General features: G+C 66.7%; 23 protein-coding genes. 9 read left to right on the top strand and 14 right to left on the bottom strand.

Annotation, left to right across the window (positions count from 1 at the left end; genetic code table 11):
• The 7 genes from MXAZACID_RS19475 to MXAZACID_RS15950 form a co-directional block, all read left to right on the top strand.
• Positions 1-659, top strand: a 659-nt coding sequence (locus MXAZACID_RS19475; protein WP_008495543.1) for a hypothetical protein, incomplete at its 5' end; no start/stop codon positions are given.
• A complete protein-coding gene (gene flgA, locus MXAZACID_RS15975) occupies positions 656-1,348 on the top strand; it encodes a flagellar basal body P-ring formation chaperone FlgA (protein WP_008495542.1) in 693 nt (230 codons plus the stop codon). The genes MXAZACID_RS19475 and flgA, both read left to right, overlap by 4 nt.
• 169 nt (positions 1,349-1,517) lie before the next feature.
• Positions 1,518-3,014: a flagellin gene (locus MXAZACID_RS15970; RefSeq protein ID WP_008495541.1), complete on the top strand. Its 1,497-nt coding sequence runs from the start codon at positions 1,518-1,520 to the stop codon at positions 3,012-3,014.
• 72 nt (positions 3,015-3,086) lie between these two features.
• The gene (gene fliD, locus MXAZACID_RS15965; RefSeq protein ID WP_008495540.1) at positions 3,087-4,469 is read left to right on the top strand and encodes a flagellar filament capping protein FliD; all 1,383 of its coding nucleotides are present in this window, start codon (positions 3,087-3,089) and stop codon (positions 4,467-4,469) included.
• 16 nt (positions 4,470-4,485) lie between these two features.
• Complete coding sequence (locus tag MXAZACID_RS15960) at positions 4,486-4,860, top strand: flagellar protein FliS (protein ID WP_008495539.1); 375 nt, start codon at positions 4,486-4,488, stop codon at positions 4,858-4,860.
• On the top strand, positions 4,857-5,156 hold the full coding sequence (gene flgM / locus MXAZACID_RS15955) for a flagellar biosynthesis anti-sigma factor FlgM (RefSeq protein WP_008495537.1): 300 nt from the start codon (positions 4,857-4,859) through the stop codon (positions 5,154-5,156). Before MXAZACID_RS15960 ends, flgM begins: the two co-directional genes overlap by 4 nt.
• Positions 5,156-5,608: a hypothetical protein gene (locus tag MXAZACID_RS15950; protein ID WP_008495536.1), complete on the top strand. Its 453-nt coding sequence runs from the start codon at positions 5,156-5,158 to the stop codon at positions 5,606-5,608. Before flgM ends, MXAZACID_RS15950 begins: the two co-directional genes overlap by 1 nt.
• A gap of 228 nt (positions 5,609-5,836) precedes the next feature.
• On the opposite strand, the gene MXAZACID_RS15940 is transcribed toward MXAZACID_RS15950, so the two are convergent.
• From MXAZACID_RS15940 to MXAZACID_RS15890, 12 genes are all read right to left on the bottom strand, one after another.
• Entirely contained in the window at positions 5,837-6,364 is a 528-nt protein-coding gene (locus tag MXAZACID_RS15940) for a peroxiredoxin (protein WP_008495535.1), read from the bottom strand.
• Positions 6,365-6,430: 66 nt separating this feature from the next.
• On the bottom strand, positions 6,431-6,862 hold the full coding sequence (locus tag MXAZACID_RS15935) for an organic hydroperoxide resistance protein (protein WP_008495534.1): 432 nt from the start codon (positions 6,860-6,862) through the stop codon (positions 6,431-6,433).
• A gap of 99 nt (positions 6,863-6,961) precedes the next feature.
• Positions 6,962-7,525 (bottom strand): hypothetical protein, encoded by a 564-nt coding sequence (locus MXAZACID_RS15930; RefSeq protein ID WP_039885580.1) that lies wholly within the window; start codon positions 7,523-7,525, stop codon positions 6,962-6,964.
• 22 nt (positions 7,526-7,547) lie between these two features.
• On the bottom strand, positions 7,548-8,297 hold the full coding sequence (locus tag MXAZACID_RS15925; RefSeq protein ID WP_008495532.1) for a DeoR/GlpR family DNA-binding transcription regulator: 750 nt from the start codon (positions 8,295-8,297) through the stop codon (positions 7,548-7,550).
• Between the two features lie 213 nt (positions 8,298-8,510).
• On the bottom strand, positions 8,511-9,506 hold the full coding sequence (pdxA, locus tag MXAZACID_RS15920; protein WP_008495531.1) for a 4-hydroxythreonine-4-phosphate dehydrogenase PdxA: 996 nt from the start codon (positions 9,504-9,506) through the stop codon (positions 8,511-8,513).
• Between the two features lie 15 nt (positions 9,507-9,521).
• Positions 9,522-10,811 (bottom strand): four-carbon acid sugar kinase family protein, encoded by a 1,290-nt coding sequence (locus tag MXAZACID_RS15915; protein ID WP_144052840.1) that lies wholly within the window; start codon positions 10,809-10,811, stop codon positions 9,522-9,524.
• Positions 10,808-11,770: a 2-keto-3-deoxygluconate permease gene (locus tag MXAZACID_RS15910; RefSeq protein WP_008495529.1), complete on the bottom strand. Its 963-nt coding sequence runs from the start codon at positions 11,768-11,770 to the stop codon at positions 10,808-10,810. Before MXAZACID_RS15910 ends, MXAZACID_RS15915 begins: the two co-directional genes overlap by 4 nt.
• A 171-nt stretch (positions 11,771-11,941) precedes the next feature.
• On the bottom strand, positions 11,942-12,682 hold the full coding sequence (locus tag MXAZACID_RS15905) for a FadR/GntR family transcriptional regulator (protein ID WP_234731521.1): 741 nt from the start codon (positions 12,680-12,682) through the stop codon (positions 11,942-11,944).
• Positions 12,683-12,732: 50 nt separating this feature from the next.
• Entirely contained in the window at positions 12,733-13,689 is a 957-nt protein-coding gene (locus tag MXAZACID_RS15900; protein WP_008495527.1) for an SMP-30/gluconolactonase/LRE family protein, read from the bottom strand.
• 102 nt (positions 13,690-13,791) lie between these two features.
• Complete coding sequence (locus MXAZACID_RS19470) at positions 13,792-13,962, bottom strand: hypothetical protein (RefSeq protein WP_168118454.1); 171 nt, start codon at positions 13,960-13,962, stop codon at positions 13,792-13,794.
• A 56-nt stretch (positions 13,963-14,018) separates the two neighbouring features.
• The gene (locus MXAZACID_RS15895) at positions 14,019-14,984 is read right to left on the bottom strand and encodes a hydroxyacid dehydrogenase (protein ID WP_039885579.1); all 966 of its coding nucleotides are present in this window, start codon (positions 14,982-14,984) and stop codon (positions 14,019-14,021) included.
• Positions 14,985-15,047: 63 nt separating this feature from the next.
• Positions 15,048-16,391 (bottom strand): MFS transporter, encoded by a 1,344-nt coding sequence (locus tag MXAZACID_RS15890; RefSeq protein WP_008495525.1) that lies wholly within the window; start codon positions 16,389-16,391, stop codon positions 15,048-15,050.
• Between the two features lie 305 nt (positions 16,392-16,696).
• Between MXAZACID_RS15890 and MXAZACID_RS15885 the strand changes: the two genes are divergently transcribed.
• Entirely contained in the window at positions 16,697-17,839 is a 1,143-nt protein-coding gene (locus tag MXAZACID_RS15885; RefSeq protein WP_008495524.1) for an iron-containing alcohol dehydrogenase, read from the top strand.
• Between the two features lie 23 nt (positions 17,840-17,862).
• Positions 17,863-18,756: a dihydrodipicolinate synthase family protein gene (locus tag MXAZACID_RS15880; protein ID WP_008495523.1), complete on the top strand. Its 894-nt coding sequence runs from the start codon at positions 17,863-17,865 to the stop codon at positions 18,754-18,756.
• 134 nt (positions 18,757-18,890) lie between these two features.
• Here MXAZACID_RS15880 and MXAZACID_RS15875 read toward each other — a convergent pair whose 3' ends face one another.
• Both MXAZACID_RS15875 and MXAZACID_RS15870 read right to left on the bottom strand, forming a co-directional pair.
• Positions 18,891-19,475, bottom strand: coding sequence for an NTP transferase domain-containing protein (locus tag MXAZACID_RS15875; RefSeq protein WP_008495521.1), 585 nt, complete (start codon positions 19,473-19,475; stop codon positions 18,891-18,893).
• Positions 19,475-20,752 carry an MFS transporter gene (locus MXAZACID_RS15870; protein ID WP_008495520.1) on the bottom strand — a complete coding sequence of 426 codons (1,278 nt, stop codon included), beginning with the start codon at positions 20,750-20,752 and terminating at the stop codon, positions 19,475-19,477. The genes MXAZACID_RS15875 and MXAZACID_RS15870 overlap by 1 nt, the downstream gene beginning before the upstream one ends.
• Positions 20,753-20,826 lie beyond the last annotated feature (74 nt).

The following is a 20,826-nucleotide window of genomic DNA, read 5'->3' as shown; positions in this document are numbered from 1 at the left end:
GGGCGGAGCTGGCGGCGCAGCGGGCCCAGGCGGTCTATGCCACCTCCCCGGCCCTGGTCGGCGCGCTGCGGGCTTTGGGCGCGCCCGCCCCGCAGCTCTGGCGCCCGGCCCTGCGCCGCGCCAACTGGGAGAGCCTGACCCTGGGCACCGGCATGAACACCCGCCCGCGCGTACTCTGGTTCGACGAGGGCGATACCCCGTCCTGGTTCACGGCCCTGGTCAACGAGACCGCCGAGGAGGTGAGCTGGATCATCGTCGAGCAGCCAGGTGCGAGCTATGAGGGCGAGGTGACGCGCCTGCCCCGGCATCTGGACGAGGCGCTCTGGGCGCGGGATCTGGCCGGGCTGGCCCCGCATGTGCTGCTGCGCCCGGCGGGCAAGGCGGCGTTGGGGGATTGCTATTTCACCCTGCTCGCCGCCGCCGCCGGGGCGCATCTGATCCTCGACCAGCGGCTGGACACCCCCGCCAGCCTGCCCGCCGAGCGGCTGGGCCAGGCGGCGTCGCTCTGGAAGAGCCGGCTGCTCTGCGCGGTGAAGGATCTGCGCGGCACGCTGGCCTCCGGCAAAGCCACGAGGGAGGCCGCGCTGGCGCTGCCTTCGGTGGAGGAGCTGCCCACGCCCTGGGCGCAGCCGCAGGCCCTGTTGGAGGCGGCGCAATGAAGCGGATTTTGCTCCTGGCCCTGGCTGGCCCCGCGCTTGGCGTGATGGCGCGACCCGCCCTTGCCGACAGCGCGCATGAAAACCCGGATGATGTGGTGGCGGCGGCGAAGCAGGCCGCCCTCGCCCTCGCCCCGCCAGGCGCGCAGGTCACCATCTCGCAAGCCAAGGCCGCCGCCTACATGCCGGCCTGCACCGCGCCGCTCAGCGTCGCCATCACCGGCAACGCCCCCTACCAGGAGGCGGCGGTGCACTGCCCCGCCCCGGTCTGGGTGCTGTATCTCACCGCCAATGTCGCCGCGCAGCAGCTGGTGGAGGTCGCGGCCCGGCCCATCCAAGCCGGGCAGACGCTGAGCGAAGATGATGTCAGCCTCGCCGAAAAACCCGTCAGCCTGTTCGCCGGCCGGCAGACCTTCGCCGGGGCGCAGCAGCTGATCGGCGCGCAGGCCAGGCTCTCGCTGCAGCCGGGGGCGGTGATCACCAGCGATGCGGTGGCACAGCCGGTGGTGGTGAGCACCGGGCAGACGGTGGCGGTGCAGGTGAAGGATGGCGGCGTCGTGGTCAGCGTCAATGCCGTGGCGGACCAGACCGGGCGCATCGGCGATACCATCCTGATGACCAACCCTGGCTCCGGCCGGCGCTTCTCCGCGCTGCTGACCGCGAGCGGACCGGTTGTGGATCTCGGCTCGTGAACAGCCTACATCATGTAGGCTGTTCACACCGGCGCGGCGCGTTTGCCGGGTTTGCAGGCATTGATTCAAAAAAAATCACGCCAGCCTACATTTTTTTGGTAGGTTCCAGGAAATCTTCGCAACCTCGTGGCGATAATAGCGTACGGCAACCGCAACCATGGAGGTATTTATGTCGGCCGTAGGTTCCATTGTGACGAATACCGGCGCGCTCACCGCGCTGAATTCGCTGACCAACACCACCAGCACCACCAATAATCTCGAAAACCAGCTCTCCACCGGTCTGTCGATCAATTCTCCGGCCGACAATCCCGCGGGCTACATCACCGCGCAGGGCTTCACCTCGCAGATCAACGGCCTCACCCAGGCTGTCTCCAACGCCAACCAGGGTGTGTCCCTGCTGCAGACCGCCGACGGCGCGCTGACCCAGCAGGTCGGCATCGTGCAGCAGCTGAACACGATCGCCGTGCAGGCCGCCAACGGCACCCAGACCTCGGCGGAATCGCAGTCCCTGCAGTCCGAAACCAGCCAGCTGGTCAGCCAGGTTTCCACCATCGCCGGGCAGACCCAGTTCAACGATGTCAATCTGCTCAACGGCACCTTCCAGGGCGTGCAGCTGCAGGTCGGCGCCAATGAAGGCCAGACGATGAGCCTGTCCATCGGCAGCACGATGGCGAGCGCGATTGGCATGTGGGCAACCAAGGCGGCGTCCGGCACCTACAAGTCCGGCGCCAACGCCTCCAGCGGTGAAGTCACCACCGGCGGCACCGGCGCCTTCACCGCCGGCAGCCTGTCGATCACCGGTTCCAATGGCGCGACCTCGACGCTGTCCGGTATCACCGCAACGGAATCCGCTGCCAGCCTCGCCACCGCCGTGAACGACACCTCGTCCACCACCGGCGTACAGGCCCAGGCCACCAACACCATCACCCTGAAGGCTGCTGCCGGTGGCGGTTCTGGCAACTACTCCTTCAAAATCGGCGCTGCCACGGGTGCAGGCACCTCCTCCGCCTCCGCCGTCGGCAAGGCGGTGACGGTGAATGCCTCCAGCCTCTCCGAGCTGGTCTCGCAGATCAATGGCGGCACCACCACCAACGGCATCTCCGCGACGCTGAACTCCGCCGGCAGCGCGGTGACGCTGACCCAGGCGAATGGCGACAACATCGCCATCACCGCTGCCGCCACCAGCGCCACCTCCAAGGGGCTGACCACCACGGGGGCCACGGCGGCCGTCATCGGCGGTTCGACCGGTACCGCCTCTGCCCTCGCCCAAGGCCAGGTGCAGCTGCAATCTTCCGGTGCCTTCTCCACCTCCGGCACCGCCAATATCGGCCAGACCACGACCTCCAAGCTGGACTCGCTGGCCAATATCAATGTCAGCACCACCTCCGGCGCTAATGACGCGATGAACGTCATCAAATACGCGCTGGCCGGTCTGAACAACCAGGGTGGCCAGCTCGGCGCGGTGCAGCAGAGCCTCACCGCCAACATCAACAACATGAACACCACCAGCACCAATCTGAACTCGGCGCTGGGCGTGGTGCAGGATGCCAACATCCCGAGCGTCAGCACCAAGCTGACGGAAGCGCAGATCCAGGCGCAGTCCGGCGTGGCCGCGCTGAAATCCTCCACCCAGCTGCAACAGGCTTATGTGAGCCTGCTGCCGTAATCCAAACGGGCTGGCCGGTAACCCCGGCCAGCCGCCTTCCCTCCCTCACATCCGAGAAGCGGTCCCGGCCCCATGACCTCGTCAATCTCCTCGCTCAGTTCAGCAACCATCCAGACGCAGGTGGCGAGCTATGAAAAGACGCTGGAGCTGCCGGTCACCGCGCTGAAAAACGAAATCACCACCGACAAGGCGGAAATTTCCGCCTGGGGGTCGATCCAGAGTTCGGTTTCCACTCTGTCGAGCGCCCTCTCCGGCATCAAGGATGTCGCCAGCATCAATAACCGCACCGCCACCAGCGCGCAGACCACCATCGCCACCGCCAGCGCCACCAACAGTGCCGCCACCGGCACCTACACGCTCTCCAACATCAAGCTCGCCACTGGGCAATCCATCTATTCCGCGCTGCAGGGCTCGGCCGGCGCCACGCTCTCCGGCGGCGCGGGCTCGATGACCTTCACGATGAAAGGCGGTGCCACCGAGACCGTCGCGGTCAGCTCCGCCAGCATGACGCTGACCGGCATCGCCGCCGCCATCAACAAACAGGCGGGCGGGGTGAAAGCCAACATCGTCACCGCCGCCTCCGGCACCCGGCTGGTGCTGCAGAGCAGCGCCACCGGCAGCGCCGGGGCCTTCTCCGTTACCGGCACCGGCGCGCTCTCGCGCTTCTCCTACAGCGCCGCGTCCCCCGGCAGCGAAACGCTGACGCAGAGTGCGAAGGATGCCAGCCTGTCGCTGAATGGCGTGCCGATCACCAGCGCCAGCAATACACTCAGCAACGCGGTCAACGGGTTGACGGTGAAGCTCGCCGCCTCCGGCAGCACCAGCATCAGCGTCGCCTCCTCGCCCTCCAGCCTGTCCACCGCACTCTCGCAGGTCTCCACCGATCTCAACAAGGCGATCTCGACCATCGCCGGCCAGATCAAATATGTCTCCTCCGCCTCGGCGGCGAAGGCCAGCGCCGCCAGCGCCTCGGCCTCGACAAAGAGCGGCCCGCTGCTTGGCAATTTCACCGCGACCGATCTTTCCAGCCAGTTGATGAGTTCGGTCAGCGAGGCCCAGGCCAGCGGCATCAGCGCCGCCTCGATCGGCCTGAAGGTCGGCACCTCGGGTGCCATCAGCTTCGATTCCACCAGCTTCGCCAGCGCCTACGCGAAGAATCCGAAAGCGGTGCAGACGCTGGTTTCGCAGATTTACACCAGCCTTTCCACCGTGACCAAGGCGGCGATCGGCTCCGGCTCAGCCTCCACCGGCACCATCGGCGCGGCCACCGCCGGCTTGACCACCACCGATAATTCGATCACCACCCAGATTACCCAGATGACCAAGATCGATACCGCACTGATCAATAATTTGCTGAACCAATATGCCACTGCGGAAAGCTCGCAGACCAGCGCCTCGATTTCGCAGGCCTACCTTTCCGTGTTCCTGAGCAGCAACAGCTCGAGCTCCGGTTAATCGATAGGACATGTCCATGAGCAGCTCCACCACCTACCGCACCAGCATGTTCGATGGTCCCGCCGCGATGGATTGGCTCGCCCCCGGCTGGCGCGCGCTGCGCCTCTATGGCAAGCGCGCCCGCCAGGCGATCGAGGCCGGCGATGGCCCGACCAAGATCGACATGATCATGCGCGCGCAAACCCTGCTTGGCACCATGTCCGGCATCGCCCAGTCCGGCGAGGAGGCGCAGCTGGGCGCGGCGCTGCAGACCATCTATACCGCGCTGATGTTCTGCCTGCTGCGTGCCAATGCGCAAAACAATGCCGCCGCCTTGGAGGATTATGACCGCGCGCTGGCGCAGCTGGACCGTGACATGCGCAGCAATCTGCCGACACAGGATGCGGCATGACCAACTCGATCGGCTCCCTGCCCGGCCCGTCCGGTCCCGCCTACGCGCAACAGGCGAACAGCACCGGCGCTGCCGGCGGCGCGAGCGCCAGCCCCCAGGGCGCTGAGACGGACGCCGTCACCCTCAGCGCCGCCGCCGCCGGTGCCGGGCATCTGGTGAGCGCGGCCCAGGCCAGCGACGGGGTGGACGAGGCGGCGGTGGCGCAGATCAAAAACGCGCTGGCCGCCGGCACCTACAGTGTCGAGCCGGAGGATCTGGCGAAGGCCATCGCCACCGTGCTGAAGGGCACACGCTGATGGAAACCCCGCCCTTCCCGGATGCCGGACGGCTGGAGGCCATCGCCGGCACGCTCGCGGATGCGCTGGGGGTGGTGCGGGATTTGAACGAGCGGCTGAACCGGCTGGACCGGCTGATGCTGAGCGGCCAGCCGCACGAGATCCAGAGCGAAGCCGGCGAGATCGAGCAGCGCATGCAGGAGGCGCAGCCGGTCTTCTCCGCCATCACCGCGGCGATGACGCAGATGCAGGCCCGCTCCTTCGACGACGCCGCCGCCCGGCTGCGCGAGAACGAGGCCCTGCCCGCCGCCCGCCTGGCCGAGGAGCTGCGCGCCGCCCTGGCGCAATTCTCCCGCAAATCCGGCAGCGCCTCGCGCCGCGCGAGCCAGCTGCATCGCGGCCTCAACCTGTCGCTGCGGGCGCTGCAGAGCCTGGGCATGCATGAAAGCGGCCGGCTGATCGCCGAGGCCTGATTTATCCACAAGAGGCTTGATAAGCTTGTGGATATCTATGTGGATTGCAGTGCAACAACCGGGATAAGCCCCGCGCCCGCCACGGCGGCGCAATAATCGGCCCGCTCGCGACAGCAATCCAGCAACCCTTTGATTTAAAACACAAAAACATCGGCCAAGCAAATCGCTCTGGTCTCAAAACCCCCAACCAAGCCCTTGATTCCACACCATAAGGCGGCGGTGGAAAACTCAAAGGCGCCGCAGATGCGCCAACATCGTTCCGGCATCGGAGACGCTGACCCCCACCCCGTCCGGATCGTCGCGAAATCCCGGCTCGGCGAACAAAGCGGTGATCGCGCCATCCTCCACCAGCATGGAATAGCGCCAGCTGCGCAGCCCCATGCCGTGGCGCCGGCGGTCCACCAGCATGCCCATCAGCCGGGTGAAATCCGCGTTGCCGTCGGGCAGCATGCGCAGTTTTTCGATGTTGCGGCTCTTCGCCCAGTTGAACATCACGAAGGCGTCGTTGACCGAGAGGCAAACCACCTCATCCACACCCAAGGCGCGGAATTCGTCATAGCCCTGCTCATAGCCCGGCAAATGGCTGTCCGAACAAGAGGGGGTGAAGGCGCCCGGCAGCGCGAACAGCACCACGCGCTTGCCGGCGAACACATCCTGGCTGCCGATCTCTTTCCACTCATACGGGTTGGGGCCGCCCAGGGCCGCGTTGCGCACGCGGGTGTGGAAACGGGTCTCGGGCACACGGGTCGGGTTCATCCACGCCTCCTGTTTTGTGCGGCGGGGCGCGCTTTGCCGTGTGGCGGGGCGCCCCGTCCGGTATCCTCAGCCGTGGGTGGTGGTTTGCACGTCCACGCTGGCCTTGATGGCGTTGGAATAAGGGCAGATCCCGTGCGTCACGTCCACCAGTTTGCGCGCCTCATCCGCGGCGAGGCCGGGCAGCTTCACATCCAGCGCGGCGGTGATGCCAAAGCCGCCGTCCGAACGCGGGCCGATGCCGATGGTGGCGGTGACTTCGGTGCCCTCGGGGATTTTGATGTTGGTCTGGCCGGCGGCGACGCGCATCGCGCCCAGGAAGCAGGCGGAATAGCCCAGCGCGAAGAGTTTTTCCGGGTTGGCGCCGTCGCCGCCCGGGCCACCCAGCTCCTTGGGCACGCTCAGCTGCAGCGCCATGGTGCCATCGGCCAGGCTGGTCTTGCCATCGCGCCCGCCGCCGGTTGCGGTGGCTGTGGTTTTGTATTTCGCGTCAACGCTCATGGTCTGATCCTTTCAATTTAAGTTATTCACGATTTAATCGTGTACGATTCATCTACAGCCCATGATCCACCCCGTCAAGCGAATTGAGTCGTGCGCGATTTATGTTTCCGGCGCGACGGGGAGCAGCCTGCCATAGACCAGCCCGAGAAAGGCCAGCAGCGTCGCCGTGCTGCCGAGATCGAGCCGGAACAAGGCGGCCTCCTGCGCCGGGCTGAAGCCGAGCAGCCCCGTGCCGTAGACAGGTGAGAGCGCCAGATGTGCCGCCATCGGCAGCCCGATCAGCCCCCAGCGCCAGAGTGTCTCACTGGGCCGCAAGGAAAGACCAGCGATGACGATGCAGGGCAGCAGCAGCAATTCCACGCCCGAGGCCGGGCCGATCAGCTTTGCGCACCAGAGCGTGTTGAGCGTGCCAAAAAGCGGCAGCGCGATGCGCCCGGCCAGGCCGTTACGCCGGGCCAAAGCCGGGATGGCGAGAAAGACCGGGCTGGCGGCCATGGTGATGAACAGCCAGGCGCCAGGCCGGCCGATCAGCGCCATCGCGTAAAGCGGATAAAACGGCCCATTCGCCCCGACCACGAAGGCGACCAGATTGACCGTCGCGGCCAATGGATCCGGATGGTCGAGATAGGCGCGCAGGCGGGCGGAGAGGGTCATCCGCTTCATACGCAGGCGCGGCGGGATGGGATCAGGCGATGAGAACGGTGACACCCGGCAAGGCGCGAAACGGCGCCAGCTGCGCGGCGCTGGCGCGGGCATCGGTGATCAGCGTCCAGCTTGCCGGCAGCGGCGTCCAGCTCGGCGAGATGGCGCGGCCGAGCTTATCGGCATCGGCCAGCACGTAAACCTCCTGGCCCTGCGCCACCATCAGCTCCTTCAGCGCGGATTGGGCGTCCGTTGCCTCGCAGATTCCGCGCCCGGCGACGACGCCATCCGCCCCCAGAAAGGTGCGCCGGGCGGTGAGGCGGCGCAGCGCGTGCTCGGCGGCGGGGCCGACGGTGCCGAGGCTGATCTGGCGCAGCTGCCCGCCGAGCACGCTCAGCTCCACGCCCGGCTTGCCAGCCAAAGCGTTGAGGGCGGTGAGGCCATTGGTGATGACATGCAGCCCTTGCATCCCGGCCAGTTCGGCGGCCAGGGCGCCGGTGGTGGTGCCGGCATCCAGCAGCAGGGTTTCGCCTTGTTGCACGAAGCTGGCGGCAAGCCGGGCGATGGCGCGTTTCTGCTCCATATTCACCCCGGCGCGGACCTGCAAAGATTGTTCGGGCACGGCGGCGCCGCCATAGGTGCGCAGCACCTGGCCGCCGGCCGCGAGGCGGGCGAGATCGCGCCGGATGGTGGAGGCGGAAACCCCCAGCTCAGCGCTCAGCGCCTCGACATCAAGGGCACCGGCGCGCAGCCGGGCGAGAATGGTCTGGCGGCGCTGGCCGGCGAGTCTCAAAAGCGTCCCTCCCTCATCCCCCTGGCGTAGCCTGGGGTCGAAGCCCCGGCAAGCGCCAAACCCCCGCACCTAAAGTGGCAAAAGTTTTGGGGTGTGGGGGGCTTTTTTCAAAAAGCCCCCACGAAGGCCGGGGGGTTGGCAACGTCGTTGCCACCGCCCCAGACGTTTTCGCCGCTTTTTTGAAAAAAAGCGGCACCAAAAAACTTTTGCTCTTTAGCGTGCCGCCAGGTCGATGGCGGCGCGGATCGCTTCCAGCATCGAGCGCTCATCGACGATGCCCTTGCCGGCAATGTCGAAGGCTGTGCCGTGATCGACCGAGGTGCGGATCACCGGCAGGCCGACCGTGATATTCACCCCGGCTTCCAGCCCCAGCACCTTCACCGGGCCATGGCCCTGGTCGTGATACATTGCCACCACCATGTCGAAATCCCCGCGCCCGGCGCGGAAGAACAAAGTGTCCGCCGGCAGCGGGCCCTCCACGTCCCAGCCCTTGGCGCGGCAGGCCTTCACCGCGGGGACGATTTTCTGCTCCTCCTCGCCATAACCGAACAGCCCGTTCTCACCCGCATGCGGGTTGATGCCGCAGACACCGATCTTCTTGCGCGGCAGCTTGGCTTTCTCCAGCACCTCGTAGCCACGGGTAATCACCCGCTCCACCAGCCCCGGCTCGATCTTCTTGATCGCATCGATGATGCCGATATGGGTGGTGACATGAATCACGCGCAGCTTCGGCGCGGTCAGCATCATCGAAACTTCCGGCGTGTTGGTCAGCGCCGCCAGCATCTCGGTATGGCCGGGATATTTATGCCCACCCGCATGCAAGGCTTCCTTGTTCAGCGGCGCGGTACAGATCGCCTGCACCTTGCCCGCCATCGCCAGCCCGGTCGCGGTCTTGATGAACTGATAGGCGGCATCGCCCGCCACCGGGGAGAGCTTGCCCCAGGGCATGTCGGCCGGGATCAGCCCGAGATCGATGCAATCCACGCTGCCCGGGGCAAAGAGGGCCTTGTCCTCCTCACCCGGGGCCAGCCTGTTCACCTTCAGCGCGGCGCCGACGATCCTGCCGGCCACCTCCAGCCGCGCCGCATCGCCGATGACCAGCGGCCGGCACTTCGCCAACAGGTCCGGATGGGTGAAGCTCTTCATGATGATTTCCGGGCCGACGCCGGCGGCGTCCCCCATGGTGATGGCGATCACGGGCTTAGACATAAAGAGGCATCCTTTTCAGGCGTTACGATAAGAAGCGTGCAGCAGCGCGGGCCGGCGCAGCACGGCGCGGCAACGGACCATGGTCTCCGGCTGCCCGAAGGCGCCGGCCTTGGTGATCACCGCCAGGCCGTGCGGCCCGCTGGCGCCCCCCTCGGTGACCGAGAGCGGCACCCCGGGTTCGATCTCGCCGACCAGCCGCAGCCCGGCGGCGCCAAACGCCACCAGCACGGCCCGCGCGGTCTCGCCGCCGGTGGAAAACAGCCCGCCAATGCGTGCCGCGAAGGGGGCGACCAGCCGCGCCAGAGCGTGGCAAAGCAGCAGCCCCTCGCCGACATTCACCTGCTCTTCGAGCCCGAGCTGCACCGCGACATCCTGGCCGGCATCCAAGGCCGCCGCCAGCGCCGCCTGCGCCGCCCGCCAGCCTTCGCTGCCCTCGCCCTCGCGCAGAATTTGCGGGGCGATCGGCAGGTTGAGCACGCTCTCATCCTCGATCAGCCGCGCCACCTGCTGGTGGGAGACGCCGGACATGCTGCCGACGACGAACAAAATCGGCCCTTCGACCGGCGCCATTGCGGCCTCCTCCACCGCGCCGCTCAAGCCCAGGGCCAGCGGCAGCTGCCGGGCCAGCCCGGCGGCACCGGCCCACAAGGCCGGCCGGCCCAAGCCAGCGGCGGCCTGCGCGATGGCGCGCAGATCCTCATCGCTCTCCGCATCGCAAACCACGGCATCATGGCTCTCGGCGGCGCGGGCCAGGGCGGCGCGGAGCGCCTGGGGGCCGGCGCGCACGCTCTCCAGCCCGACCACATCGGTCCTCAGCCCGGCCTCTTCCAGCAGGCTCGGCATATGGGCGCGCCCGGTAATGCCTTCGCGCTTCCAGACCTCGGTCTCTTCCACCTTCACACCGTGCAGATATTGCTGCCCGCCGCGCGTCTGCCGGCCGGTGGCCGGGAAGGCGGGGGCGATGAGGGCGAAGGCCTCCGGCGCGAAGCCGCGCTGCGCCGCCAAGGCGGCGGCCAGCTCGGCGCCGATATTGCCGCGCAGGGTCGAGTCGAATTTCTTGAACCAGAGCTGGCCGGCCGCGCCGAGATCGGCCAGCAGCGCGCTGGTCCGCGCCGCGGCCTCATGCGGGGCCAGGCGGCGCGTATCCGCATCGAGCGACAGCACCTCCGCCGCTGGCGCGGCGGCGGCGGTCTCGCCCAGCGTCACCAGCGTCTTCAACCCGGCGGCGACGCAGGGAATGGCGCAATCCGCCGCGCCGGAAAGATCGTCCGCGACGATCAGCAATTTGCGGCGGGGCAGGCTCATGCCCCCGCCTTCGCCGCCACGCGCCGCGCCCACCAGGCGGTCATCGGCGGGGTGAGGATGGAGGTGACGATCACCGCCGCCGCCACCAGCACCGTGGCCGGCGCCGCCGCCGCCGCATAGGCATGGTTGGCGCTGGCCACCAGGGTCGGCACCGCGGCGGCATTGCCGGCGGTGGAGGCCGCGGCCAACCCGGCCGTGCCTTTGCCTCCGGTCGCCTTATCCGCCAGCAGCATGACGATGCCGGAGACCACCAGCACGAACAGCCCGAGGCAGAGCCCCAGCAGCCCCGCCGCCCAGACCTTGTGCAGGTCGAGCGAGGCACCGAGCGCAAAGGCGAAGAAGGGGATCATCACCGGAGTGGCGCGGCCAAGGAAATCGCGCATCTCACGGTCGAGATTGCCGATGATGATGCCCGCCGCCAGCGGCAGGATGGCACCCACCAGCGTCTGCCAGGGGAAGGCGGAGAGCCCGGCGGCACCCAGCGTCACCATCGTCAGGAACGGGCCGGATTCCAGCGACATCACGGAATAGGCGGCGGCCTCGTCGGCGGTGCCGTACTGGCCCATCAGCGCCATATAGAGCCCGCCATTGGTGTCATTGATGGCGGCGACCACGGCCAGGGTGGACAGACCGGCGAACCAGCCGGACGTGATCGGCCCTTCACCCAGGAAATGCCCAAGCACCACGCCGCAGACGATGCCGAGCAGGATTTTCGCCACCAGCAGCACCCCCCCCTTGCCGGCGACCATCGGCAGCGTGCGGACGCTGATCGAGCTGCCCATGCAGACATAGAACACCGCCAGAATCGGCAGCGCGCCGGAGAACAGCGCCCCGGTGAAGGAGCCGAAGAAATGCGGCGTGCCTGGCGCGAAGCTGTTGAACAAGCAGCCAATGGCCAACGGCACGATCATCATGCCGCCAGGCACGGCCTCGATCATTTTTTTCAGGGGCAATTGCATGGGCGTTCTCCAATTTTAATTTTACTGACTGATTTGAGCGAATGAAGGGCGGGATAACAGCACGACATGCGCGCATCAACCAAAAATTTGCTCAAAATACGCAATTAAGCATATAGCCAGCCGAAATCGCCCCGCTCGCCGGCGGGCGTCGTCATCGAAAATCAGGCCTTATCAACGCAATGAGAGGTCGAGCATCCGCCCATCGAACAGCCGGTCGCGCGAGGCGCGCAGATGCGCGGCCATCAGTGTGCGCGCCGCCTCCGGCTGGCGAGATCTGATCGCCTCGGCGATGCGCCGATGCTCCTCCAGCACGTAATCCAGCCCTTGTTTCGGCCCCATCAGCGAGATGCCGTGAATATGCATCCCCACCGCGATATGCGGCTGCAGCGCCTGCAGCGACTGGTGGTAGTAATGATTGTTGGAGGCCTCGGCGATGGCGAGATGGAAGGCGAAATCCACATCGTCGCGATGCTGCCCCTGGCGGGTGGCCTGCGCCATCGTCTCCAGCGCCGCCTCGATCTTCGCCATGGCGCTCTGGTTATAGCGCAGCGCGGCGAAGCTGGCGGCTTCCGGCTCCAGCGTCAGCCGGTATTCATAGCAGCGCTGAATATCGGCGATATTCTCCACCGGCGCGAAGCCCAGCGGCGGCTGCACGGCGGGCGGGCGGACAAAGCTGCCGGCGCCCTGGCGGGAGACGATGAATTTTTCCTGCTTGAGCCGCGCCAAAGCGGTGCGCACCACCGGCCGCGAGACATCGAATTGGCTGGCGAGCTGATGCTCACTCGGCAGGCGGCTATGAGGCGCGTAGGCGCCGTTCTGAATGCCCGAGAGAATGCTGTGATAGACTTGGTCAGCCAGACCCGAGGTCTGGCTCTCTTGCGGCTTCATCGCGGCTTCGGGTTTTTCCAACACGCTGCGGTCCTAACAAATGTTAGCGCTATCGGCAAACCATCCGCCACGCCTCAGCCCCCCAGCGCGCCCTGGGTGTTGACGTAGACGGCATAGAGGCTGGTGCTGGCCGCGATGAACAGCCGGTTGCGATGCCGGCCGCCAAAGCAGAGATTGGCCGCGCGCTCCGGCAGATGGATATGGCCGATCGCCTCGCCCGCCGGGTTATAAATCCGCACCCCGTCCAGCCCCTCGCCCATGCCCCAGCCGCACCAGAGATTGCCGTCCACATCCACCCGGAATCCGTCCGGCCGCTCGCCCTGCTGGCAGGCGATGAAGATACGGCCTTTGGTCAGCGTCCTGCCATCGGCGGCCAGCTCATAAACCCGCATCCGCCTGGGCGCGATACCGGTTTCCGCGACGTAAAGCAGTTTCTCATCCGGCGAGAAGGCCAGGCCGTTCGGGCCCTCGATATCGTCGGCGGCAACGCTCAGTTCACCGGTCTGGCCGTCGATCCGGTAGAGATAGGTCGGCAGCTCCGGCGCGGCTTTCTCGCCCTCATAGAAGCCGCGAATGCCAAAGGTCGGATCGGAAAACCAGATCGAGCCGTCGGATTTCACCACGATATCGTTGGGCGCGTTCAGGCGCTTGCCGTTGAAGCTGTCCGCCAGCACGGTGGTGCTGCCATCATGCTCCAACCGCATCACCCGCCGGTGCAGATGCTCGCACCACAGCACCCTTCCCTCGCGGTCGCGGGTGGCGCCGTTGGTGAAGTCGGACGGGCGGCGGAATTCGTCCACGCTCCCGTTCGTCTCGTGCCAGCGCAGCACCCGGTTATTCGGAATATCCGACCAGAGCAGATAACGCCCGGCCGGCACCCAGACCGGCCCTTCCCCCCAGCGCGTCCCGGTATAAAGCCGCTCCACCGCCGCCGCATCCAGCCGGTAGCGGACGAAGGATTGATCCAGGATCTCGAAAGCGGGATCGGGATAACGGGTCTGGCCGGGCCAGCGGGGATCGGTCTGCGTCAAACTCAGCTCTCCAGGCAAGAGCGAGATGGGTTTACACCCACTCGCTCTACTCATGTTTTGGCGAGCAATTTCATGCATTTAGGGTGACGCTGCCGCGTCAACCTAAATGCATATTGCTCTATAGGCGGCGGCGCGCCCGGCTTCTACCTCGCCCTCCACCAGCCATTTCTGCGTCGGGAAGCCAGAAATGATCGCCGAGAGCACCGCGCCGGCAATGATGAACACGGTCATCGCCACCGGCAAGCCCCAGCTCGCCTTGAAGCGCGCGATCAACCCGGCACCGATGCGATGCCGGCGCCGCTTGCCCGCGCCCGCATGTTCAAACCCCTTCAGCCCTTCACGAACAGGCGCTGCGCCAGCACCTCGCCATTCAGGAAGGCCATCACATTGCGCACGCTCATCAGCGAGACCTCACGCCGCGCCTCCGGCGTCACCCCGCCGCAATGCGAGGAGACGATGACATTCTCCAGCCCCCAGAGCGGGTTGTCGGCGGCGGGCGGCTCCTGGGCGAAGCTGTCCAGCCCGGCCCCGGCGATGCGCCCTCCGGTCAGCGCCGCCAGCAAGGCCGGCTCGTCCACCACCTCGCCGCGGGCGGTGTTGATCAGGAAGGCGCTGGGCTTCATCAGCGCCAGCGTCTGCGCATTGATCAGCCCGCGCGTGGCCTCGGTCAGCGGGCAATGCAGGCTGACAATATCGCTCTGGCGCAGCAGGCTCTCCAGGCTGTCGGTCCGCTCGATGCCCTCGCCCAGCGATCCGGTCGGGGCGTAGGGGTCGTAGCACAGCACCGAAAGCCCCAGCGCGCGCGCCATGCCGGCCACCAGCCGGCCGATCATCCCCGCCCCGATCAGCCCCAGCACGCTGCCGCGCAGCTCGCGGCCCTTGTAGAATGTTTTGTCCCAGCCGCCCTGGCGCACGAAAGCATCCTGGTTGCGCATATCCTTGGCCAGCCCCAGCATCAGCGCGATCGTATGCTCGGCGACGGAATGGGCATTGGCGCCGACCGCGGCGATCACCGGGATGTTCAGCGCGCCGGCGGCGGCGACATCGATATCATTGGTGCCGGCACCATGTTTGGCGATGATCTTGAGCTTGGGCGAAGCCCGCATGATCTCGGCATCCAGCCTGTCCACCAGCCGCACCACCACCGCATCGGCCTGGGTTTGCGCGAGCAGGGCGATCACCTCGTCCTTGCCGGGATAAGGCTGGGTGGAGACGCTCTTGATCCCGGCCTGCGCCAGCAGCGCCTCACCCTCCGGCGCCAGCGCACCGCCCAATGTCACGACAGTCAAACCCAAGGCATCTCTCCTCAAACAAAATAGGGGGCCGCACGCGACGCCCCCCGTTTCAGCCCGCCGGTCTCAGACCGCGATCGGCTTCACCTTGCCCAGCAGGAAGGCATAGATCAGGATCCCCACCAGACCGATCAGCGCGGAGGCGAACAGAGCCGCGTTGAAGGAGCCGGTGCTGGCGACGATGAAGCCGGTGACGATCGGCCCGACGACACCGCCGAAATTCGACACCATGTTCTGCAACCCCGCCAGCGTGCTGGTCATGCTGCGCGGCGCCACGTCAGCCGGCAGCGCCCAGACCTGCGAGGCGGAGATGGTGGTGCCGGCCTTGGCCAGGCAGAGCAAGGCGACGATGGCGACGACATTATGCGTCAGCGGCGCCAGGCCGATGGACATGGCCAGAACCAGCCCGAAGATCAGGAAGAATTTGCGCACGGCGGTGAGGCTGTAACGGCCGGATTCCAGCGCCCGGTCCGAGGCCCAGCCGGCCGCGACCTCGATGAGCATGCCCACCAGCAGCGGCAGCATGGCGACGAAGCCCATCTTCAGCATCGTCATATGCTCCTGTTTCACCAGATAGGTCGGCAGCCAGGTGATGAAGAAGTAGGAGATATAGTTGATGGTGAAAAAGCCCAGGCACATCGCCCAGACATTGCGGTGGCGCAGCAGCGCGTACCAGGGCAGCGGCGCCTTGCCTTCAGTGGCATGCTGGGCCTGGCCCTCGCGGATATAAGCCAGCTCAGCCGCGTTCACGCCGGGATGCTGCTCCGGCGTCTCGCGGAAGAAGCCGAACCAGGCGATGCTCCAGACCACGCCCATGGCGCCGATGATCAGGAAGGTCATGCGCCAGCCATAGGCGGCGATCAGCCAGACAATCAGCGGCATCGCCACCGCGCCGCCGAATTTGGAGGCGCTGTCGAACAGCCCGGCGATGGTGGCGCGCTCGCGCAGCGGGAACCATTTCGCGGTGATGCCGGCATTGCTCGGATAGGCCCCGGCCTCGCCGATGCCCAGGCCCAGACGCATCGCGAACAGCGAGGCAAAGCCGCTCACCATGCTGGTGGCGGAGGTGGCGACCGACCAGAGCAGCACGGCGAAGCCCAGCCCCTTTTTCTGCCCGAACTTGTCGCTGAACCAGCCGGCCGGCATCTGCATCAGCGCGTAGGACCAGAAGAAGGCGGACAGCACGATGCCCATCATGTCGACCGGGATCGACAGCGTCTTGATCAGCGTGGGGGCGGCGGCGGCCAGCACGGTGCGGTCGATATAATTGATCGCGATGGCGAACCACATGAAGGTGGCCACACCCCAGCGGATGCGCGAGGCGCGCTGATCCGGATTGCGCGCGGGCGCGCGCTGGCCGACATTCAAAGAGGCGGCGCCGGCCTCAGAGCGGGCGGGGTCTAGATCCATAGGACAGGTTCCCTTGTTGAAGCGCCGCATTGCCGCGCAGCGCAAGACTTGTTGTAAATTTGTAACTTGCCCCATAATGGCCGCCGAAAGAATCGTCAAGCCTGAATCGCGATGCGGACAAGCTAAATCCAAAGCAAGCCGACCCTCTCCGCCCCACCACCCAGACTTGACGCTGCCTGAACCCGCCGCTAGGGAATGAACAAATTTACAACAAGTGACGTCCAGCTTTGCCCTTACGGGATTGACGGCCCGGCCCACCAGGCAGAGCCTGGGGCGCGCTCGCCACCGCAAAGGGATTGTTTGAGATGAAGCTTCAACCTGTCGCGCTGCACGCACCGATCGAGCTGCTGCAGCCCGCCGAAATCGCCTTCGGCGCCGGCGCCCTGGCGCGGCTGGCGCGCTTCGCGGCCCGGCACGGCCTCACCCGCACTTTGGTGGTGGCGGATGCCTTCAATGCTACCCGCATCAATCTGCTCGGCCTGGAAGGCGAGGTCGCGGTGTTTGGCGAGGTGAAGCCCGAGCCGGACGTGCACAACCTCAACGCCGCGCTGAAGCTGGCGGAAGAGTTCAAGCCGGATTTCGTCATCGGCTTCGGCGGCGGCAGCGCCATGGATCTGGCCAAGCTGGTCGCGGTGCTGCCCGGCAGCGGCGAGAGCATCCATGATGTCGTCGGCCCGGACAAAGCCCCCGCCCGCAAGGTGAAGCTCGCGCAGATCAGCACCACGTCGGGCACCGGCAGCGAGGCCGGCATCCGCGCGCTGGTGACGGACCCGGCCACCCGCAACAAGCTGGCGGTGCAGAGTGCCAACATGCTGGCCGACCTCGCCATCATCGACCCCGAGTTGACGATGAGCGTGCCCGCCGCCATCACCGCCGCCACCGGCGTCGATGCGCTGGCCCATTGCGTGGAAGCCTATACCAGCCGCAAGGCGCACCCGCTGATCGACACCTACGCGCTGACCGGCGCGCAGCTGGTCGGCCGCTATCTGCCCCGCGCCGTGGCGGATGGGTCGGATAAAGAAGCCCGCGCCGGCCTGGCTCTGGCCTCGCTCTATGGCGGTTTCTGCCTTGGCCCGGTGAACACCACCGCGGGCCATGCCGTCGCCTACCCGCTGGGCAGCCGCCATAATCTGCCGCATGGCCTGGCCTGCGCGCTGATCTTCCCGCATACGCTGGCCTTCAACGCCCCCGCCTGCCCGGACAAGACCAACGCCGTGCTGGAGGCCCTCGGCCTGCCCGCCAGCACCGACCCGGAGACGATCCGCCAGAGCACCAGGGAATGGTGCGCGAAGCTCGGCATGGATATGCGCCTCTCCGCCAACCGCGTGCCGGAGGATGATCTGGCGGCGATGGCGCAGGAAGCCCACGCCATCCGCCGCCTGCTGGACAACAACCCCCGCGATATGAGTGTCGCCGATATCCTCAGCCTCTATCGCACCGCCTTCTGACCTCAAGGGAGATGATACCCACAATGGCCACCCCAACCAAACCGCGCGGCGTATTCTGCGCGGCGCTGACCCCCGTCCATGACGATCTGAGCCCCAACCATGCGGCCTTCACCAAGCATTGCCAGGCGCTGCTGAATGACGGGCTGACCGGCATCGCGCTGCTCGGCACCACCGGCGAAGCCAACTCCTTCTCCACCGCCGAGCGCCAGGGCCTGCTGGAAGCCGCACTGAAGGCCGGCATCGCGCCGGAAAAGCTGCTGCCGGGCACCGGTGTCACCGCCCTCACCGAGACGGTGGCGCTCACCCGCCACGCCCTCTCCGTCGGCGTCACCAATGTCGTGATGCTGCCGCCTTTCTACTACAAGAACGTCACCGATGAGGGGCTGTTCGCCTCTTATGCCGAGGTCGCAGAGCGCGTTGGCGATTCCCGCCTTGGCATCGTGCTCTATCACATCCCGCAATTCTCCGCCGTGCCCATCCCGCATGACGTGATCGAGCGGCTGATGACGCGCTATCCCGGCACCTTCGTCGGCATCAAGGATTCCGCCGGCGACATCAAGAACATGCTGGCCATGGTCGAGCGCTTCCCGGATTTCTCCGTGCTCGCCGGCGCCGACCCGCTGATGCTCCCCCTGTTGCAGCAGGGCGGTGCGGGGGCGATCACCGCCACCACCAACCTGCTCGGCGCGGATCTGGCCTTCATCTACAAACATTTCAACGATGCGAGCCGCAAGGACGAGGTCGAGGCGGCGCAGGCCCGCGTCGTCGCCGGGCGCAACCGCGCCTCCACCTACGCGCAGATGGCCTCGCTGAAAGCGCTCGTCGCCGAGCGCCATGGCGACCAGGGCTGGCTGAATATGCGCCCGCCTCTGGTGAAGCTGACCGAGGAAGAACGCGCCGCGCTGCTGGCGAGCTAAAAAAGTTTTTTGGTGCAGCTATTTTTCAAAAAAGCTGCACCAACGCTCGGGGCTTTGGCACAGGCAGTGCCAAGGCCCAGAACTTTTTGAAGCCCTTTTTGAAAAAAGGGCTGCATCCCAAAAACTTTTGCGACTTATTGTCCGAGGATTGCCGCGTAGGCCTCAGGCGTATCGACATCCTGCAGCACACCGGGCGCAGTTACCGTAATCCGCTGCAATCTTTTAGGCTGCGCCAGCAGGCGTTTCGCCCCTTGATCCCCTTGCAGCCCCATCATCGCGCCAAAATGCGCCCTGCCCCACAGCACCGGATTGCCTGGCCGCCCTTCAAACACCGGCTGCACAATATCGAACGGCGGCGCGAACGCCCCCGCCAGCTCCCGCAGCACCGCGCTCGACACAAACGGCATGTCGCCCAGACAAACAACCGCCCCGGCACAATCCTCCGGCACCGCCGCAATCCCGGCCCGCAGACTCGCCGCCATGCCCTCCTCATGCTCAGCCGCATGCACGCACTGCACCGCCAGCCCCTCGGCCTCACCCGCCACCCGCGCCGCCTCATGCCCGGTCACCAGCAGCACCGGCCCAATCTGCGCCGCCACCGCGCGCTCCAGCACCGTGCGCAAAATGCTCTGTCCTGAAGCCAGCGCCAGCAGCAGCTTGTTCTGCGCCCCCATCCGCCGCGACGCCCCGGCCGCCAGCACCAGCACGGCAAAGCGCATCAGGCCAGCGCCATCCGCCGGCCCGCCCGCAGCGAGGCCAGCAACACCAGAGCCGCCACCACCCCCATCGCCCCGGCGGCGACGAAGGCCGGCGTGTAGCTGCCGGTCTGCTGGCGGATCAGCCCGGCGCCGAACGCCGCCGTCGCTGCCCCCAGCTGATGCCCGGCCAGCACCCAGCCGAACACGATCGGCGCATCCTGCTCGCCAAAGGCCTGGTTGCAGAGCTTCGCCGTCGGCGGCACCGTGGCGATCCAGTCCAGCCCGTAAAACACCGCGAAAATGGTGAGATTGACCGTATCGAAGGACAGAAACGGCAGCGCCATCAGCGAGAGCCCGCGCAGCCCGTAATAGACGATCAACAGCGCCCGGCTGTCATGCCGGTCGGTCAGCCAGCCCGAGGCGGTGGTGCCGATCAGATCGAACACCCCCATCATCGACAGCAAGCCCGCCGCCGCCACCGGCGCCACCCCATGGTCGCCGCAAAACGCGATCATATGGGTGCCGATCAGCCCGTTGGTGGTCAGCCCGCAGACGAAGAAGGTGCCGAACAGCAGCCAGAAAATCGGCCGCTTCGCCGCCATCGCCAGCACGCTGAAGGCCAACCCCACCGTGCGCCGGCGTGCGGGTTTCGCCGGCGCGCTGCCGTCAATTTCGCCAAAACGCTGGGTTCCGATATCGCCCGGATGCTCCGGCAGCACCAAAGCCACGATCGGCACCAGCACCAGGCAGGCCAGGCTCACCGTCAGCACCACCGGCCGCCAAGTATATTGCGCCGAAAGCCAGGCCAGGAAGGGCAGGAACACCAGCGCCCCGGTGGCGGTGCTGGCACTCAGCAGCCCCATCACCAGCCCCTGGCGCGTCGCGAACCACCGGTTCACCACCGCCGCCCCCAGCACCGAGGCCACCGCCCCGGTGCCGATCCCTGAAAACACGCCCCAGCTGAGGATATATTCCAGCGGGGTGCGCATCCACAGGCTGGCGAACGTCGCCGCCGCCATCAGCCCCAGCCCGCCCAGCATGGTGCGCCTGATGCCGACACTCTGCATCAGCGCCGCCGCGAACGGCCCGACCAGCCCGTACAGGAAAATCCCGATGGCGGCGCCGAGTGAGATCGTCGCCCGGTCCCAGCCAAATTGCAGCTGCAAGGGCAGCAGCAACACGCCCGGCGTCGCCCGCACCCCGGCCGAGACCAGCAGCGAGAGGAAGGTCACGGCCACCACCGCGAAAATATGCGCCTTCGGCGAAAGCAGCCCGGAGCGATGCAACAGCCGGCTCATGCGCTCAGCCCCCCGCTCAGCGCCACCAGCCGGGCCAGCCCGGCCTGCATCCGCGCCCACTCCGCCGCGCCATA

Origin of the sequence: Acidocella sp. MX-AZ02 (assembly GCF_000306035.1) — a bacterium.
GTDB classification, from domain to species: Bacteria; Pseudomonadota; Alphaproteobacteria; order Acetobacterales; family Acetobacteraceae; genus Acidocella; species Acidocella facilis.
Note: the sequence above shows the minus strand (reverse complement) of the source record. Positions and strands in the feature narration are given on the sequence as shown.

Bases quoted from the DNA above. Each gene is read 5' to 3' on its own strand.
- MXAZACID_RS15880 (WP_008495523.1), top strand. From the start codon at position 17,863: ATGGCCACCCCAACCAAACCGCGCGGCGTATTCTGCGCGGCGCTGACC.
- MXAZACID_RS15930 (WP_039885580.1), bottom strand. From the start codon at position 7,525: ATGAAGCGGATGACCCTCTCCGCCCGCCTGCGCGCCTATCTCGACCAT.
- flgM (WP_008495537.1), top strand. From the start codon at position 4,857: ATGACCAACTCGATCGGCTCCCTGCCCGGCCCGTCCGGTCCCGCCTAC.
- MXAZACID_RS15950 (WP_008495536.1), top strand. From the start codon at position 5,156: ATGGAAACCCCGCCCTTCCCGGATGCCGGACGGCTGGAGGCCATCGCC.
- MXAZACID_RS15875 (WP_008495521.1), bottom strand. From the start codon at position 19,475: ATGCGCTTTGCCGTGCTGGTGCTGGCGGCCGGGGCGTCGCGGCGGATG.
- fliD (WP_008495540.1), top strand. From the start codon at position 3,087: ATGACCTCGTCAATCTCCTCGCTCAGTTCAGCAACCATCCAGACGCAG.
- flgA (WP_008495542.1), top strand. From the start codon at position 656: ATGAAGCGGATTTTGCTCCTGGCCCTGGCTGGCCCCGCGCTTGGCGTG.
- MXAZACID_RS15960 (WP_008495539.1), top strand. From the start codon at position 4,486: ATGAGCAGCTCCACCACCTACCGCACCAGCATGTTCGATGGTCCCGCC.
- MXAZACID_RS15910 (WP_008495529.1), bottom strand. From the start codon at position 11,770: ATGCAATTGCCCCTGAAAAAAATGATCGAGGCCGTGCCTGGCGGCATG.
- MXAZACID_RS15915 (WP_144052840.1), bottom strand. From the start codon at position 10,811: ATGAGCCTGCCCCGCCGCAAATTGCTGATCGTCGCGGACGATCTTTCC.
- MXAZACID_RS15935 (WP_008495534.1), bottom strand. From the start codon at position 6,862: ATGAGCGTTGACGCGAAATACAAAACCACAGCCACCGCAACCGGCGGC.
- MXAZACID_RS15870 (WP_008495520.1), bottom strand. From the start codon at position 20,752: ATGAGCCGGCTGTTGCATCGCTCCGGGCTGCTTTCGCCGAAGGCGCAT.
- pdxA (WP_008495531.1), bottom strand. From the start codon at position 9,506: ATGTCTAAGCCCGTGATCGCCATCACCATGGGGGACGCCGCCGGCGTC.
- MXAZACID_RS15885 (WP_008495524.1), top strand. From the start codon at position 16,697: ATGAAGCTTCAACCTGTCGCGCTGCACGCACCGATCGAGCTGCTGCAG.
- MXAZACID_RS15940 (WP_008495535.1), bottom strand. From the start codon at position 6,364: ATGAACCCGACCCGTGTGCCCGAGACCCGTTTCCACACCCGCGTGCGC.
- MXAZACID_RS15970 (WP_008495541.1), top strand. From the start codon at position 1,518: ATGTCGGCCGTAGGTTCCATTGTGACGAATACCGGCGCGCTCACCGCG.
- MXAZACID_RS15890 (WP_008495525.1), bottom strand. From the start codon at position 16,391: ATGGATCTAGACCCCGCCCGCTCTGAGGCCGGCGCCGCCTCTTTGAAT.